A 17,053-nucleotide genomic window follows, 5' to 3' on the forward strand; every position below is an offset into this window, starting at 1 on the left:
TTACTGACAGAATTATCTGTCAGTATTTTTTTGCTCAAAAGATTTTTGAACAAAATAACCAGAAAGCCAAATTGCAAATAGAATTCCTAACATTCCTAAAAGCATGGTGGCAACTTCGGCCATCAGTAATTTTGAATTAAAAATATCCGCCAAGCGATAGTTTAAACGTACAAACCAGAGAATTAGACCGACAGTTGCCCCCAAAACTCCAAAAAAGAGGGTATTGACAGCCGTTCCCAAAATTTGTTGAGATATAATTTCTCTTTGATTTTTAAATTGGTCAAGACTCATGTTTTCGTCCTGCTCAACAACTTCCGAAAGGCTAGCTGCTAAAGCCATCGCTGATTCTGCTACCGCTCCAAGCATGGAAATAACCATGACTACAATGGCTACATTTGAAAAATTAAGCCCCACATTTAATGACAGATTTTCCAATTCATCAACATCTTCTGTAGCAAATCCCTGAAATTGACCAAAATGTTGAATGATTAAAGCAAGAATGAGCAAAGATAAAACAACAATGATACTCGTTTTAAAAGCAATCAACGTGACTTCACTTTCATCAGCAGACATAAAGATAGCTATTGCCAAAATAATTACTGACAGAACTATCAGAACTGCTATTGCATTAAATCCCCAAGAAATTAAAGTAATTAACACAAAAATAGCAATAAAATTAAAGGTCAAACCAATTAAATTTCGTAAGCCATCTTTTTTGGCAACGATAAGCATCAATACAATCAGTAAAATTAATAGGATCAAGAGTGCATTCATAAAGAACTCTCCTTTCCTTGATGACTTCTAGTCAAAGCAAAACTTGTGAAAACAGCGGTAATTGGCACAGCTAACACGATTCCAATGGCCGAAATAATTGTTTGTAATAACCCAAGATTAAGACCAACCGTTGCAATATAAGACCAAGAATTTCCATTTCTCAATAATAAAAGCGTCATCGGCAAAGTTTCCGCCATGAAAATCATGAACAAAACATTTGTCAAAGTTCCAATGAGCTCTTGCCCAATTGAAATTCCTGATTTAATGTAATCTTTTCTGACCATATTTATTTTGTTCAATTTATTTTGTCTAGCCATACCAAAAAGCCCTGCAACAATATCACCTGTACCATCCATGATTGCCCCTAAAACTGAAATCATTGTCCCAACAAAGAAAAACTCTGATGGATTTTGGGTGACATAGTCCAAATATTCAAAATGAATACCCGAATTCCCTGTCATTTTTAGAACGAATAAAACAATTGAAAAAGTTAAAGCAGTGGTTAATACGGTAGTTATAAAAGTATAGAGCATCTGTTTTGTCGGTCCCAAGACAAATAAAAGGGAGGAAGCTGCAAAAATTACTGACAGAATCCCAAATAGCAAAATGACAGGCGGATTAAATTCAACGTTAAGGGCGATGACAATCACAAAGTAAAGAAGGTTTAAGACCAGAGATAAGAAAAGAAAAATTGAAGCCCTAAATCGTTCAAAACTAATGACAAAACCAATAAATAAAACGAGTAGTCCAACAATTAGTGCATCCCTTTTTAAGGTCACAATTTGATAATTTCCCGATATTTTCTTTAAAATTACTTGCTGACCAACACGATAAATTTGTCCTGTTGTTTGAGAGAGAGTTGTTGTGTTTTTTAAATTTAAATTCCCAGGCTCTGCTCCTTTTGCATTGAGGACTTTTATTGACAATTCTTGCGTGACTTGACGGTCTTTATTTTGAAAATCATCACTCACTTCGTGACTACTTATCATTTTGGCAACCGTAATTTTGCCAACTGGCGCCTCGTACAAAAATTGGTCATGACTCACAAGAAAAAATGCAACAATAGCAAAGATTATGGGAAGTAGCATTTTCTTGAATATCCATTTTATATTCATAACTTTCCTTTTTTCATCGACTAAAATAATGAATTTTAGTCATATTTTTTTATGACAAATCAAAAGACGACAAAACTGCCGTCTTTTTTATTAGGCTTTTAAATCACTGACTTTATCAGAATGTTCTATCGTATCATGCAAAGTTGCTAAAGCTTCTTTAGACTTTCCAAAAGTGAAGAATTGATAACGTTTGCCAGCATAAGAAAATCCAAAACCAAATTTTGTTGTTTTTACGGCTGTGATATATTTCAATTCAATTGTTTTCATTCGCACTCGGGGGAAAGTTGTAAAGTGAAGCTCGTCATCAGCAATGAAGAAACGGTGTGGCCAAATCAAAGTGATAAAGATAATATATGAAACAATCGCCAAAATAGTCAAAAACCAGTTGCCTTCTTTATTAAATTCATAAAAAAGTGTTCGCTCAAAGCTTAAAATGATGATGCCCCAGAGCAAAACTAATCGATGATTAAGTGACACTGGCAGAAAATATCCTGTTTTCATTGGTTCCTCTCTTAATATAAAGTGCTGACCAGCCTTAAAATGAGATTAACTCATTTTGAAGCTTTCTGTCAGTAACTTATCTTATTTTTATTAATCTTTCACCTTTGGTGAATCTTGTCCTTTTTCAACTTCTGGAATTTCAACCGAATAATCTGGTAAAGTTGATTTTCCTTGATTTTGACTAAGTAAACTATTTGATCTAGCTGCTAAATCTTCATTTTCTTTCTTCAATCTCTTCTCGGTTGCCTTGACCGTATAGTTGTAATCTTTAGGGTCAACAGCTTTAAAGCCTTCTGGCGTATAGAACCTGAGGAGATTTTGATTATTTAATTTATCAGATGCTTTTAAGAGATCAGAAACTTTTTGCTTGGTTTCTTTAACATATTGTTCTTGCTGAGCATTAAGTTTTTCAATCTGCAAGCCCGTTTGAGTATCATAATAGTTTCCATTCAAACTTGGTTGAGTAATGGTTGGAGTAACAAATCCACCATTTCTTAGAGCAACAAAATCTTGACGACCAGAAGCAAACATATCTTGACCAAACTGTACATATTTTTTCGTATCAATCCCAAGTAAATGCTCAAGCGTTGGCATAACATCAAGTTGACCAACATAAGTATTGATAATATGACCATTTGTTTGTCCAGGAATATCTACCATGAATGGTGTTCTTTGTAACATTGTACTATCGTAACTATTGAAAGTATCAGCATTATAGCCAACATAAGGCGCAAATGCCTTATTATCACTACCAGAAATTCCGTAGTGGTCACCATATAACACAATAATTGATTTATCGTATAAGCCAGATTTCTTCAAATAATCATAAAATTGTTGAACTGCTTGGTCTAAGTAATGAGCCGTTTCAAAGTAACCGTCAACTAATTTATTCCCTGAATCAACAGTTGCAAAGTTCGGATCTTTGTCTTCATCATCCATTGTATATGTTAAGTGATTTGTAACCGTCAAATACTTAACATAGAAAGGTTGTTGCATTTGTTCAAGCAATGGTACAGAATCACGGAAGAGTAATTTATCTTTAATTCCCCAAGGACTCATATTTGATGCGGAATTATCAAAGAAACTTTGGTCAAAGAAGTTTTGGTAACCCATTTGTTTGTATGTATTCAATCGATTATAGAAAGCACCAACGTTCCCATGAACCACAGCTGAACTATAACCATCGGTTTGATTCAAGATAGCCGGCATTGCTTGGAAAGTTTGGGTTGAACCATATTTGGCAAAAAGTGAGCCAGCTGGTAAACCAAATGTTGATGTTTCCAATAGATTTTCGGCATCAGAAGTTTTTCCTTGTCCAACCTGATTGAAGAAATTACTGAATGAGTAAGTCGAATTTGAATGATAGATTGAATTTAGGAAAGGCGTAACTACATGTTCTTTTCCGTCTGTTCCTTTAATTTTCAAATCAATCAATGCTTGTTGGAAAGATTCCAAATGAATCTCAATAACATTGCGGTTTTTAGCAATTCCATACATTTTCAAGTTCGGTGCTAAATAACGATTTGAAGCAATGTATTTTTGAATTTCTTGCAAGCTTTCTTTGCTGGCATCTTTCCGTTGCGTATTTGCTAAATTCGTATAATAACCGTCTGTTAACATCCATGGGCCTAAGCCAAGATATCGAACAATATAAGTTTTATCTGATTGGGCCTTACGCAAAATCAATTGGTGTTTATTAAAATCTCCAAACCAGAAATTCAAACCAAACAAAGCCAAGCCCATTGAAAGATAAGTAAATGCTCTTTTCGCACCAACCGGTCGTTGGTCGAATTTCATTTTTTTAGCAATCAATAAAACAATAATGACTACAAGGTCAATCCAATAAACCCAGTCCATCAAATGAACAGGCACCGAACCAAAATCAAAACCATGTTGGAACATTCCGGCCCCACCAGTCATCGTATCAATCGTGATGAAATCGGTGAATTCTCGATAATAGAGAATATTAAGATAGAGCAAAAAGTTTGCAGCTATCGTTAAGACCAGTGTCGCTAAATAGAAAAGCGAAGTTCTTCTAATAAAGAGTAAAACAGCAAAACAAATAGCTGTAAAACCAATTGGGTTAATAATCATCAGCAATAATTCCGCTGGACCAACTCCGCGAAGATTAAAAACTCCAAAGTAGGCAATCATCGATTTTACCCATACAAAAAATACAATAAAACTAAGCAAACCAACACGTGTGTTGAAAGCAGATAGTAATTTTTTCAATTTATTATCCCCAGAAAATATACTCATTCTTCCTTAATTTAAAGAAAAACTGCAGTCAATTCATTAATATAAAACTTATTAATGAATACGAAAAACGCCAATTTCATTATTTTTTTAATTAATGAAATTTTTTAAATTCATGTTTTTGTTGCTTAAATTATACGACTTTCCTTATTTTTAGGCAAATCATATACCAAGCCATAAATTAGGCAGTCCTTCAAAAATCAATTTATAGTGTAGCATTTATAGATTAAAACTATCTTAAATTTCAATTAATAGCCGAATCAAGTTTCACCGAAATCATCTTAGAAACCCCAGCATCAGCCATTGTAACGCCATACATTGAACCTGCTGCCGCCATAGTTCCACGACGGTGTGTTACAACAATAAATTGATTACTATTATCAAAGTGATTCATGTAATCACCAAAACGTTTAACATTGGCTTCATCAAGTGCCGCTTCAACCTCATCAAGAACCACGAAAGGTACTGTTCGTACTCTTAAGATTGCAAAAATTAAAGCTAAAGCTGTCAGCGCTTTTTCTCCACCACTCATCAAATTTAAACTTGATAATTTTTTACCTGGCGGTTGTACTTTAATTTCAACCCCAGCTTCTAAAAGGTTGTCGCTTGTTAATTCTAAATCAGCAAGCCCACCAACAAACATTTGAGCAAAGGTCGTTTTGAAACTTTCACGAATCGCATCAAAACTTGTTTTAAACCGAATTTTAACTTCATCATTCATGTCATCGATTGTACTCAATAAAAGATTTTTAGCTTCTAATAAATCATCTTTTTGACTTGAAAGGAAAGTAAAGCGTTCATTGACTTCATCAAATTGAGCAATGGCATCCAAGTTAATTGGTCCTAATGCCTTGATTTGACGTTCTAGATTTTTGAGTTTTTGCTCAGCCTCCGCTAAATCATCCACTATTTTTGCAGTGGCTTGCGCCTCTTCAAAACTGATTTGATGTTCACTATTCAACGTTTCTTGAAGTGTCATCAATTGTCCTTCGATTTGTTCCAATTGCATTTCATAACGCGTTTTTTTCGTGTTAAGTTCTTGTGTTTGCTGGATAAAATCTTGATTGTGATGTTCTAAATCTTCCATTTGAGCTGCTAAATCTTCACGTTCAAATTTTAAACTAACCATTCGGACATTAATTTGACTCAAGCGTTCTTCTACTTCTGTCAGTTGTTTTGAGAAATTATTTCTTTCTGTTTCATCAAATTGGACAGGGTTTAAAAGTGCTGTCAGTTGATTTTTTTCTTCTGTCAAGGCTGACAAGTCTGTCAGTAAACGTTTTTCATCTGCTTTGGTGAATTTCAATTCACTGGCCACTTCTGATTGACGAAGTTGAGCCTGATTTAAAGCACTTGTTTTCTCTGATTGCAAGGCTTTATGCGCTTGACTATTCGTTTTAACTTCTTCAAGTTGCTTTTCAATTTCAGCTTTTCGCTCTGTAATTTTTGCAAGAACTTCTACTTTATGTTCATTTTCTTTAGTTAATTCAAGCAAATTACCTGTTGCTTCTTGATTTGCTGACAGATTAGTTAATTGTTCTAGCGCAACTTTTTGTTCTGTTAATTGTTCAATTTTCAAATTCAAAGATTGTTCAACAAAACGTTTTTCTTCCCCTTGAGTTTTCAAAAGTTCAATTTCTTTTAGCAATTCTTGACGAGCACTTTGGGCTTTTTGAACTTCTTTTTCTGAAATTTTTAACTGCTCTTCTGATGACTTAATTTGTTTTTCTAAATTACTTATTTCAACAGAAGTAAAAGTTGTTGAATTACGTTTCCCAGCTCCCCCTGCATAAGAACCACCAGGGTTAATCTGTGTTCCGTCAAGCGTAACAATCCGAACATTATAATTCATTGCTCGAGCGATAGCAGTTGCATTTTCTCCAGAATCAACAATCACCGTTGTTCCTAAAAGTGAGCTCATCGCCTTATGCAACCGACTTTCAAAGCTTACAAGATTGATTGCTAAATCAACAAATCCTGTCATATTTTGAATACGATTTAAACCATTAAAGTCTCGTCCTTTAATCGTTGTCAACGGTAGAAAAGTCGCCCGTCCTAATCTTTTTTCACGTAGAAAAGCAATTGCTCTTTTAGCCGCATTTTCGTCTTCTGTGACTACATTTTGGCTCCCGCCACCTAGAGCAATATCAATGGCTGTTGTATATTTAGGATCGAAGGTCAATAAATCAGAAACAACCCCAATCACGCCACCAATTTGTGCAGCATTTTGCATCACGGCACGGACACCAGCAAATAAATTACTATGACTCTCACGGATGTTTTGCAAGGAAGTCAAACGGGCCTTATGTTGGTTAAGTTCTTGCAGATAATCATACATTTTATTTTGGGCTAAACGTTCTAATTCTGCCTGTTTTTTCTCTGCTTGATTTCCTTCTTCAAATTTCGCTAAAAGGGTCTCGATTTCTTTTTTAACAGTATTTAAATTTTCCTGTGCTTCAGATAAATCTTGACTGATTTTTTCAAATTTAGTCAAATTTTCTCTGACAGACTCATCCTGTTCAGATTGTCTACGGCTCAAATCTGTAATTTCAGCTTTATTTCTAACGATTTCATTTGAGATTTGGGCTTCTTCTTCAACTAATTGAACAAATTCATCACGTAACCGTTCCATGACCACTTCTGGTGATTCAGATAAGGTCGCTAAATCTGCTGACAGCTCTGTCAGTAATTTATCTAAGTCATTTTTTTCTGTCAGTAAAAGTTCTGATTTTTTTTGAACTTCTGTCAAATTTTGTTGAGTGATTTCTAAACGACTTTTTAAGTTTTCTAAACGTTCTTCGCGTTCCGCAGCTGATTTCTCTGATGAATCTTTTTGAACATCAAATAATTCGATTTTTCTTGTTAAATCTGATTTTAGATTAGAAAAATTAAGTTGGTCAGCTTGCAATTTTTCTTGCTCGGCTTCTACTTTTTGGCGTTCTGTACGTAATTGACTGACTTGCTCATCGTAAACTTTTTTACGAGTTGATAAACTCGCTAATTCCTGTGCCACTTGCGCCAAATCAAGTTCTGTTTGATCATATTTGGCTTTTTTAGATTCCAACTGACCAACCAGTACAGAAAGTGACAAGTCTGAACGTTCTGCTTCTAGTTCTTGAAAACGGAGTGCAGTATCTCTTTGCGATTGTAAGGGCACGAGCTGACTATTTAATTCAAAAATGATATCTTCTAAACGGTCAAGATTATCTTGGGTTGAATTTAATTTTGATTCAGTTTCATTCCGTCGATTTTTGTATTTTAAAACACCTGCTGCTTCTTCAAAAATGGCACGTCTTTCTTCCGGTTTAGAATTAAAAACAGATTCAATTCGTCCTTGGGAAATAATCGATAAAGAGTCACGACCAAGCCCAGTATCTGTGAATAAATCATGAATATCACGCAAACGACATTTACGACCATTCATCAAAAATTCGGAATCACCATTTCGATATAAACGTCGGGTAATAACAACTTCTTCATTCTCATCTTGTCCTTGCAGGTAATGATCAGAGTTGTCAAAATGAGCAATAACCTCAGCATAATTAAGAGCACGTCTTTTTTCAGTTCCAGCAAAAATAACATCGGGCATTTTTCCACCACGAAGTGCTTTAGCCGATTGCTCGCCCAAAACCCAGCGCAATGCTTCAACAATATTTGATTTCCCAGAACCATTTGGACCGACAACTGCGGTTATCCCTTTATCAAATTCAACTTTAGTCTTATCGGCAAAAGATTTGAAGCCGACAATTTCCATTTTTTTAAGATACATGGTTTTGCCCTTTTATTGCATTTTCTGCTGCTTTTTGTTCTGCAACTTTTTTAGATTTTCCAAGCCCTCGTCCGAGTTCTTTACCATTGTTAAAAACCGCGGCCACAAAGGAACGGTCATGAGCTGGCCCTTCTTCTTTCAGAATCTTGTAGCTAATCGTTGTTTCTCCACCAATTTGTAACACTTCTTGAAGTTCTGTTTTATAGTCAATCACTTTAACATAATCATCATTTTTAACGTGAGGAATGACTACATGTTGGATAAATTTACGAACTTCATCCATTCCTTGGTCAATAAAAAGCGCACCTAAAAAAGCCTCAAAAAGGTTCTCTAGTGTTGTTTCGCGGTCACGACCGCCCATTTTTTCTTCACCATGACCTAATCGCAAGAACTCACCAAAACCGCATGAGCGTGAAAAATTAGCAAGTGATTCTGTCCGAACAATGCTTGAGCGCATTTTGGAAAGTTCTCCCTCTAATTTCTCAGGATAAGTCCGATAAAGATAATCAGAAATAACCAAAGATAGGGCAACGTCTCCCAAAAATTCCAAACGTTCATTGTTTGCAATCTTTGGGAGCCGTTCTTCATTTGTAAATGAAGAGTGTGTAAAAGCTGTTTTTAATAAATCTTCATCATTGAAGACTAATCCGTAATCATTTTTTAATTTTTTTTGAAGCTTGAGCATAAAAATCTCCTTCACTTAAAACTTCTCTTAATTTTTAGTTTTATCCCTTATTATACCAAAAAAAACGTTTTTTGTATGCCTTTCCCTGTGGAACGGGACTTTTGCGCCATAAAAAAGAGAAAAAACATTAAATCTGGGCTATTCCCCCTTAATTAACGTTTTTTCTCTTTTTTATATTTTAGGAATAAATAAATCCCCTAAAGTAGCCGCCATGACTGCTTTTATGGTATGCATTCGATTTTCAGCTTGTTCAAAAACGACCGAATTCTTTGAATTAAAAACTTCATCAGTAACCTCTAATTCATTAAGGTTATAATTTTCCTTAATTTCTTTCATCACTTCCGTGTTTAAATCATGAAAGCTGGGTAAACAATGCATAAAAATAAAGTTTTTATTAATAATTTTTTCAACAACTTTTTGATTAATTTGATAGGATTTCAATAATTTAATTCGCTTGGCTGTTTGAGCTTCCTCACCCATACTGACCCAAACATCAGTATAAACAATATCAGCATTTTCAAGTCCATTTAAATCTGTTCGGATACTTATTTTACAGCGACTTTTCATGGCATATTTACGTGCCAGTTTTTGTATTTCTAAAGCGGGTTGCAAGGACTCGGGCGAAATAATTGTGATATTTACGCCTAAAATTGCTCCAGTCACTAATAGAGAATTTGCCACATTATTTCGTCCATCACCAACATAAGCGAGGGTTAAATCTTGTAAATGGCCAAAATGCTCCTTGATTGTCATAAAATCTGCCAGCATCTGTGTCGGATGCCAATCATCAGTCAATCCATTCCAAACGGGTCTACCTGAATCTTTGGCGAGAATTTCCACATCACTTTGCTTAAACCCACGAAACTCAATGCCATCAAACATTGAACCCAAAACTTTCGCCGTATCTGAAATAGATTCTTTTTTGCCCAACTGAATATCATTTGGCCCTAAAAATTCAGGATGCGCTCCCAAATCTACAGCAGCTGTTGTAAAAGCTGCTCTTGTTCTTGTAGAGGTTTTTTCAAAAATAAGGGCAATATTTTTATCTAATAAATATTTATGTTGAATATGTTCTTTTTTTAACTTTTTAAGATGAATTGCAAAATCAATCAGATATAACAATTCATCTTTACTAAAATCTATTTCTTTTAAAAAACTTCTTCCTTGAAACATTCTCTCTCCTCTTATTTGCTTAAATTATCAATGATTTATCATTGTCCCTTGCCCTTTGTCAGTAAATAATTCCAATAACAAGGCGTGCGGAACACGGCCATCTAATAAAACAGCCTGACCCAATCCTTCAAACATGGCATATTTAATGGCTTCAATCTTTGGAATCATTCCGTCAGTAATTTTTTTCTCTTTGACTAACTTTTCTAGATTGGTCAGATTGATTTCATCAATAAATGACTCCTCGTCAGGAAAATTGCCATATAAGCCACGAACATCGCTTAATAAAATAAATTGTTCAGCACTCAATGCACCGGCAATTCGACTGGCTGCGGTATCAGCATTAACATTATAAATTTCACCATCAAGACCAATGCCGGCCGAAGCAATGACGGGAACAGCATCCGTTTGATTGATACGCTCAATGATTTCCGGATGAATCGCTGTAATTTCTCCAACATAGCCTAAATCTTCAGAAATAGGTTTGGCTTCTATCAATTTACCATCAATTCCTGAAACGCCAATCGCATTGCCACCTAAACGAATGATATCTTGAACCAAACTTTTATTTACTTTTCCAGCTAAAGCTGTCAGTGCTAATTGAGCTGTTTTCTTATCTGTCACGCGCAAACCTTGAACAAATTGGCTTTTTTGCTCATATTTTTCAAGTAATTCACCAATCGCAGGTCCACCGCCATGAACCAAAACTACTTTAATTCCCACCGTTTTAAGTAATAAAATATCTTTTAGAATACTTTCTTTCACTTTTTCATCAATCATCGCATTCCCACCATATTTAATGACAACCGTTTGGTCACGATATTTCAGAAAATATTTGAGACTTTCGGTCAAAGTCTGAGCTGTGTTTTGTGAATCTCTCATAAAATTTTCTCCAATAGCTCTGCTCCTTTTTGCAGTTCTTCTTTCGTCATGACAAGCGGTGGGAGTAAGCGAATGACATCATGACCAGCTGACAAGGCTAAGAGACCATTTTCACGCAGTAAAGCAAGAACTTCTGGAACTTTTTTCTCGTCAGTTAATTGAATTCCAATCATCAATCCCAAACCTCTGATGGACTTAACCGTCGCTTTTACTGACAGCTTTTCTGTCAGTAATTTTAAGAAAAAAATGCCTTTGACAGTCACTTTTTCTAAAAACTCACTGTCAATTTCTTTTAAAACTTCATTAGCCGAAGCCATGGCTAAAGGATTCCCACCAAATGTTGAGCCATGCTTTCCTGCTGAAAAATAACTGGCATATTTATTCTTAGCGAGCATCGCACCTGTAGGAATCCCATTCGCCAATGCTTTTGCCAAAGTAAAAATATCCGGCTCAAAATCAAAATGTTCAAAAGCAAATAATTTTCCAGTTCGACCAATTCCAGTTTGAACTTCATCAATAATCAGTAAAATTCCTTTTTGCTGACAAGTTTTTAGAGCTTCAACAAAATCTGGAGAAATTGGTAAAACGCCACCCTCACCCTGAATAATTTCAAAAATAATCGCGCCAATTTGTTCTTTTTCAAGAATTTGCTCAAGTGCTACCACATCATTAAAAGGACTAGCCACAAAATTTGGTAATAAAGGCGAAAATCCTGCTTGGATTTTTTCTTGCATGGTTGCACTCATAGCACCAAAAGTACGACCATGAAAACCATCTGTAAACGCCAAAATTTTCTGATCTTTTTTGATGAGATGAGTTAATTTTAAAGCTGCTTCATTAGCTTCAGTCCCAGAATTACAAAAAAAAGCTTTAAAAGAATGATTTTGACTTAACTTTTCAGCCACTTCTTCTTGCAAAGGATTTTGATAAAGATTTGAAAGATGAGACAGGCTGTCTAATTGAGCTTTCACCGCCACTTTTCCCTTTTCAAAACTATATCCTAAATTCATGACCCCAATCCCACTTGTGAAATCTAAATACTTATTTCCCCTGTCATCAAATAAATATTGATCTTCTCCTTTGATTAAGCTAAATGGTAGGCGACCATAATTTTCAAATAAATTTGTCATTTTTTCTCCTTCTTAACTTGTATATAAAGCATTAATTTCGACATATTTATAAGTCAAATCACAGCCCCAAGCCTGACCCAAGCCACTTCCAGCATTCAAGTCAGCAATAATTTCAATTTTATCTTTTTTTAATTTCTCAGAAAGAAAAGCTGCATCAAAGTCAACTGGTGTTGAATGATAAAGCACAAGTTCATCTTGGAGTTTTAATTCAATATCAGAAACTTCAAAATTAGCCACCTGACCAATTGACGAAATAATCCGCCCCCAGTTAGGGTCTGCACCAAAAATTGCCGTTTTAACTAAACTTGAACCCACAATTTTTTTGGCAATAAATCGCGCTGCTAAATTATTTGGCGCTCCTTTGACGGTCACTTCAATCAGTTTAGTTGCACCTTCACCATCAGCGGCGATTTGTTTGGCTAAGGACTGACAAACCTTTGCCAGCATTTCTTTAAACAAAAGATAGTCTGAACTTCCTTCTAAAATTTCATTATTTTTAGCTTGGCCATTTGCCATCAACAAAACAGTATCGTTCGTTGAAGTATCTCCATCCACTGTAATCTGATTAAATGTCGTTTCAATAATTTCTGATAACGTTTTTTGCAGTAAAGATTGGGCAATTTTTGCATCCGTTGTAATAAAAGCAAGCATGGTTGCCATGTTTGGATGAATCATCCCTGACCCCTTACAAACCCCGGCCATATTCACGATTTGACCCCCAATTTCAGCTTCAAAGTTAATTGTTTTAGTTTTGGTATCTGTTGTTAAAATGGCTTTGGCAAAATATGCTGCTGTCCCTTCATTTTGGGATAACTTTGAAATCCCTGTGGCAATTTTTTCCATCGGAAGCTGTACTCCAATGACCCCTGTTGAGCAAACTGCCACTTCCTCAGCTTTGAGTTCAAATTTTTCAGCAAGCAATTTTTGTGTTTTTAAAGCATTTGCATAACCCTGCTCGCCTGTTACTGCATTGGCAACCGCCGAATTACAAATAATGGCCTGTGCTTGTCCATTTTTGACAATTTGACGATCAATCAATACTGGCGCTGCACAAACCTTATTGGTTGTAAAAACGCCAGCAATCCCAGCTGGAACTTGACTTAGTATTAACCCTAAATCTAAGTTTTTATATTTTAATTGTGCATGAACAGCATCTGCCAAAAATCCCTTTGGACTTGCAATTGTCCCTTTTATTTCTTTCATTTCTTCCTCTTCTAAAGACTTGGCATAAATTTCAAGCCTAAACTTTCATCGTAGCCAAATAACTGATTAAAATTTTGTACTGCTTGTCCGGCAGCACCTTTCATAAGATTGTCAATCACCGAAACAACTGACAAAACATTTGTCACTGGATTATAAGCTAATCCAATATCGCAAAAATTGGTCCCAATCACATCTGAGAGTTGGGGCATTTGTCGTCGAATTCTGACAAAGTTTTTTGTCGCATAGACCTGTTCATAAGCATTTTTTATCGTTTCAAAATCAAAATCAGCTGCAACTTTTGCATAGCTACTAACAAAAATCCCTCGACTCACAGGAATTAAAGAAGTTGAAAATTGCAAGGCTTGAAAATTTGAATTCCAAATCTTCAATTGTTGAGCAATTTCTGGAATATGTTGATGACTATTGATTTTATACATGGACATATTATCGACAACATTCACAAAATGGCTCGCGTCAGACAGACCTTTTCCGGCTCCCGAAAGTCCTGACTTGGCATCCACAATAATTGAGTCTAAATCAATCATCTTATTTTTAACTAACGGATAAAGTGTAAGTAGTGTGGCTGTTGCATAGCAACCTGGATTCGCGATATAGTTTGCTTTTGCTTGACCAATGTCTGCCAGATTATATTGAGCACTTAATAAATATTCATTTTTTAAATCTGTATTTTTATACCATTTATTGTATATTTCTAAATCAGCTAATCGAAAATCTCCTGATAAATCAATGACAGGAAAATTATTATCAATAAAAGTTAAAGCTAATTTTTGACTAACACCCGCTGAGGTTGCAAAGAAAACTGCATCACATTCTGCCATAATTTCTTCTTCATTAAATTCACTGATAGTCAAGTCAGTCAAGCCTTCAAGTTGCGGAAAGCACTCTGATAATTTTTCTCCATAATGACTTGTTGCATATATTTTTGTTACTTCTACTTCTGGATGATAATAGAAAATTCGGAACAGTTCTAAGCCGCTATAACCTCTAATTCCGACAATTGCTACTTTTTTCATATTTACACACTTTCTATGTATTTTTATACACTATACTACTCTATTTTTTATTTGTCAAGAATTTTATGTATTATTATACTTTTTTAAACAAAAAAGAGAAAGAAATTAATTTCTTTCTCTTTGATAATTCATTAATTTTTAGTTTTCATAAATTCCGATATGCTCATGTTGATGGCTACCATCTTCAATCATATTAAGCACAGCCTCGGCATAATCAGCATATGAAATTCGACTTTTACCCGCTTTATTATGTTCTAAAACATCGCCGGTAATTGTATAATTATTTGTTTGTGCTCCTTCTGGGTCAAAAAATTCTGCAGGAGAGAAGAAGGTCACATTAAGTTTTGAAGCTTCATAAATCAAGCTTGCTTTTGCCATTTCTAAAAGAGTTGGATAGTAAGGTAAATCGGTTGGTGTCACATCAAGCAAGCGTTTTTCGTGACTTTCATCAAGATAGAGAGAGCTTGCTCCCCCAACAACAATTAAACGACTATCTATATTTTCAAGAAGTTTTATCATCACATGGGCTACTTTTGAATAATCTTCCTCATGACCTGCCGGTGCCCGATGCGCTAAAACGATTGCATCGAATCCTGTTAAGTCTTCAGAAGTTAATTCAAAAATATCTTTTTCAAGAATAGTAGTCACTTCAACTTTTAATCGTGCTTTATTTCTAACAATGGCAGTCACTTCATGACCGCGCCCAAATGCTTTTTGAGCGATTAAACTTCCTGCCTTACCAGAAGCAGCAATTACAGCGATTTTTTTCATAAAAAGCTCTCCAATCTCTTATTTATTTTAATTATAACAAATTAAGTAATTCTGACTTCTAAAAATGGTTCAAAAAAAACAGCCTGAGCTGCTTTTCATTTATTTAACGACTCAAATCAACTCTTTTACCTAATTTATCCATGACAAATGCCCCGATAAATAAGCTGGCAAATTCACCTAGAGCTAATGTCCCCCAGGTCAGCAAAAATGGTGTTCCAGCGACAAATTTTAATTCAAGAGCAATGGTGAACATACTTATCGAAAAGAAAATTGCAAAAAAGAAAAATGCTTTATTTAACTGACCATTCCAAAAATAATCTTTTTTAAAGCGGTCAAACAAAAGGACACCAAGACTTAAGAATACTAAAGTTGACAAACCACCGACAATCACATCTACCCAAGTGAAAGATAAAAAGTTTGAAATCATACAACCAATTGTCACCGCAATAATATATTTTTTATTGAAGAAGGCTGTAAAATTCAACATTTCTGACACTCGAAATTGAATAGGTCCGTAAGAAATTGCGCTCAAACCTGGTGTCATCGTTAGAATAACATACAGGGCCGCAACAATTGCGATTGTAACAATATCATAAGTTTTTGATTTTTTCAAAAGGTTCTCCTTTGGCGACAAAATTCGCCTATAATATGCTTGAGCAAAGGGATGAAGGCTCAAGGGTTAACTCACTATTGAGCAACGTTTTTATTTTAGCAGATTTTTTGCGAAATGAAAAGGATTGACAAATATTTGCTTTCATCTAATTATTATTTGGGCATTATTTTCACTAACGAAGGAATCATTCTTTGTACTCGATAGAAATTCTAGCAGGAGCATCAAAATATCCTGCCAACAAAAAGGCAAAAAACTACTGACAGAAATTTTTTCACAGAAAACAAGCAATTGAACAACTTGTCAGTAAAATCAACAAGTCTGTTAGTATTTTTGTAGTTAATACAGACTTTCCCACAATAAATAAAAGACTTACCAACATGCTGATAAGTCTTTCAATATCTTTTATTTGATTGTCCAGCCACCATCAATCGGGACAATTGCTCCTGACATATAAGAGGCTTGTGGACTTGCTAAAAAGAGGGTCAAATCAGCCACTTCGCGAGGACTAGCCCATCGTTTAGCTGGTGTCTCATCAGCTACCCATTGGGCCATCTGACCATTATTTTCAGTGAAATCAGCCGCATTCATCGGTGTATTGATGGCACCTGGAGCGATGGCTGCTACTTGAATCCCGTGTTGCGCTTCATCCAAAGCTAACTGTTTTGTCAACCCAACAATGGCATGTTTACTGGCCGTATAAGCGACGCCACCACCACCGGCAATCAAGCCAGCAACCGAAGCCATATTGATAATTACTCCTGATTTTTGAGCTTTCATTTTTGGTAAGAATGCTGAAATCATCAAATACATCGAATTGAGATTCGTTGATAAAATTCGTTGCCATTCTGCAAAGTCAGTTTCTTCCAAAGTTTTATAAGCATCCAAAACGCCCGCTGTATTGAGTAAAACATCAATACTTCCCACTTCGTCAGCTAATTTTTCAACTGATTGAGCATCGGAAACATCAAGAATTTTTACTGACAGTTTTTTTGAATTAATGATAGATTCGTCAGTAAATTCTTGTAAGTCCACAGCAACAACCTCTGCGCCTTCGGCTAAAAATACTTTTGTTTGAGCCAAGCCAATACCACTGGCAGCACCTGTAATTAGCACTTTTTTCCCAGAAAATTTCATTTTGTAGCCTATCTAT

14 protein-coding genes and 1 riboswitch are annotated in these 17,053 nt (G+C 35.3%); all 14 genes read right to left on the reverse strand.

Annotation, left to right across the window (positions count from 1 at the left end):
* Positions 1-12: 12 nt before the first annotated feature.
* Entirely contained in the window at positions 13-774 is a 762-nt protein-coding gene (locus IAE52_RS07415) for a YibE/F family protein (RefSeq protein ID WP_033900327.1), read from the reverse strand.
* Positions 771-1,889, reverse strand: coding sequence for a YibE/F family protein (locus tag IAE52_RS07420; protein ID WP_039114967.1), 1,119 nt, complete (start codon positions 1,887-1,889; stop codon positions 771-773). Before IAE52_RS07420 ends, IAE52_RS07415 begins: the two co-directional genes overlap by 4 nt.
* A 90-nt stretch (positions 1,890-1,979) precedes the next feature.
* A complete protein-coding gene (locus IAE52_RS07425) occupies positions 1,980-2,390 on the reverse strand; it encodes an EbsA family protein (RefSeq protein WP_003132556.1) in 411 nt (136 codons plus the stop codon).
* 90 nt (positions 2,391-2,480) lie between these two features.
* On the reverse strand, positions 2,481-4,649 hold the full coding sequence (locus tag IAE52_RS07430; protein ID WP_012897477.1) for an LTA synthase family protein: 2,169 nt from the start codon (positions 4,647-4,649) through the stop codon (positions 2,481-2,483).
* Between the two features lie 241 nt (positions 4,650-4,890).
* Positions 4,891-8,415 (reverse strand): chromosome segregation protein SMC, encoded by a 3,525-nt coding sequence (gene smc / locus IAE52_RS07435; RefSeq protein WP_058206151.1) that lies wholly within the window; start codon positions 8,413-8,415, stop codon positions 4,891-4,893.
* Positions 8,405-9,100, reverse strand: coding sequence for a ribonuclease III (gene rnc, locus IAE52_RS07440; RefSeq protein WP_010905569.1), 696 nt, complete (start codon positions 9,098-9,100; stop codon positions 8,405-8,407). The genes smc and rnc overlap by 11 nt, the downstream gene beginning before the upstream one ends.
* A 171-nt stretch (positions 9,101-9,271) precedes the next feature.
* The gene (gene argF, locus IAE52_RS07445; RefSeq protein WP_058212113.1) at positions 9,272-10,273 is read right to left on the reverse strand and encodes an ornithine carbamoyltransferase; all 1,002 of its coding nucleotides are present in this window, start codon (positions 10,271-10,273) and stop codon (positions 9,272-9,274) included.
* A 27-nt stretch (positions 10,274-10,300) separates the two neighbouring features.
* A complete protein-coding gene (gene argB, locus IAE52_RS07450) occupies positions 10,301-11,152 on the reverse strand; it encodes an acetylglutamate kinase (protein ID WP_011835542.1) in 852 nt (283 codons plus the stop codon).
* Positions 11,149-12,282 carry an acetylornithine transaminase gene (locus IAE52_RS07455; protein WP_109990745.1) on the reverse strand — a complete coding sequence of 378 codons (1,134 nt, stop codon included), beginning with the start codon at positions 12,280-12,282 and terminating at the stop codon, positions 11,149-11,151. The genes argB and IAE52_RS07455 overlap by 4 nt, the downstream gene beginning before the upstream one ends.
* A gap of 12 nt (positions 12,283-12,294) precedes the next feature.
* The gene (gene argJ, locus IAE52_RS07460) at positions 12,295-13,485 is read right to left on the reverse strand and encodes a bifunctional glutamate N-acetyltransferase/amino-acid acetyltransferase ArgJ (RefSeq protein ID WP_109990744.1); all 1,191 of its coding nucleotides are present in this window, start codon (positions 13,483-13,485) and stop codon (positions 12,295-12,297) included.
* An 11-nt stretch (positions 13,486-13,496) separates the two neighbouring features.
* The gene (gene argC, locus IAE52_RS07465) at positions 13,497-14,519 is read right to left on the reverse strand and encodes an N-acetyl-gamma-glutamyl-phosphate reductase (protein ID WP_109990743.1); all 1,023 of its coding nucleotides are present in this window, start codon (positions 14,517-14,519) and stop codon (positions 13,497-13,499) included.
* 138 nt (positions 14,520-14,657) lie between these two features.
* Entirely contained in the window at positions 14,658-15,290 is a 633-nt protein-coding gene (locus IAE52_RS07470; protein WP_058206147.1) for an NAD(P)-dependent oxidoreductase, read from the reverse strand.
* 103 nt (positions 15,291-15,393) lie between these two features.
* Positions 15,394-15,903 (reverse strand): QueT transporter family protein, encoded by a 510-nt coding sequence (locus IAE52_RS07475; protein WP_023188848.1) that lies wholly within the window; start codon positions 15,901-15,903, stop codon positions 15,394-15,396.
* A riboswitch (PreQ1 riboswitch) is annotated at positions 15,901-16,006 on the reverse strand. Its footprint overlaps the gene before it by 3 nt.
* 299 nt (positions 16,007-16,305) lie before the next feature.
* The gene (locus IAE52_RS07480) at positions 16,306-17,037 is read right to left on the reverse strand and encodes a 3-oxoacyl-ACP reductase (protein WP_109990742.1); all 732 of its coding nucleotides are present in this window, start codon (positions 17,035-17,037) and stop codon (positions 16,306-16,308) included.
* Positions 17,038-17,053: the final 16 nt, after the last annotated feature.

This window comes from Lactococcus sp. S47 (assembly GCF_016517475.1).
Taxonomy (GTDB): domain Bacteria; phylum Bacillota; class Bacilli; order Lactobacillales; family Streptococcaceae; genus Lactococcus; species Lactococcus lactis.

Coding starts and splice junctions, on each gene's coding strand:
- IAE52_RS07415 (WP_033900327.1), bottom strand. CDS start 774: ATGAATGCACTCTTGATCCTATTAATTTTACTGATTGTATTGATGCTT.
- IAE52_RS07420 (WP_039114967.1), bottom strand. CDS start 1,889: ATGAATATAAAATGGATATTCAAGAAAATGCTACTTCCCATAATCTTT.
- IAE52_RS07425 (WP_003132556.1), bottom strand. CDS start 2,390: ATGAAAACAGGATATTTTCTGCCAGTGTCACTTAATCATCGATTAGTT.
- IAE52_RS07430 (WP_012897477.1), bottom strand. CDS start 4,649: ATGAGTATATTTTCTGGGGATAATAAATTGAAAAAATTACTATCTGCT.
- smc (WP_058206151.1), bottom strand. CDS start 8,415: ATGTATCTTAAAAAAATGGAAATTGTCGGCTTCAAATCTTTTGCCGAT.
- rnc (WP_010905569.1), bottom strand. CDS start 9,100: ATGCTCAAGCTTCAAAAAAAATTAAAAAATGATTACGGATTAGTCTTC.
- argF (WP_058212113.1), bottom strand. CDS start 10,273: ATGTTTCAAGGAAGAAGTTTTTTAAAAGAAATAGATTTTAGTAAAGAT.
- argB (WP_011835542.1), bottom strand. CDS start 11,152: ATGAGAGATTCACAAAACACAGCTCAGACTTTGACCGAAAGTCTCAAA.
- IAE52_RS07455 (WP_109990745.1), bottom strand. CDS start 12,282: ATGACAAATTTATTTGAAAATTATGGTCGCCTACCATTTAGCTTAATC.
- argJ (WP_109990744.1), bottom strand. CDS start 13,485: ATGAAAGAAATAAAAGGGACAATTGCAAGTCCAAAGGGATTTTTGGCA.
- argC (WP_109990743.1), bottom strand. CDS start 14,519: ATGAAAAAAGTAGCAATTGTCGGAATTAGAGGTTATAGCGGCTTAGAA.
- IAE52_RS07470 (WP_058206147.1), bottom strand. CDS start 15,290: ATGAAAAAAATCGCTGTAATTGCTGCTTCTGGTAAGGCAGGAAGTTTA.
- IAE52_RS07480 (WP_109990742.1), bottom strand. CDS start 17,037: ATGAAATTTTCTGGGAAAAAAGTGCTAATTACAGGTGCTGCCAGTGGT.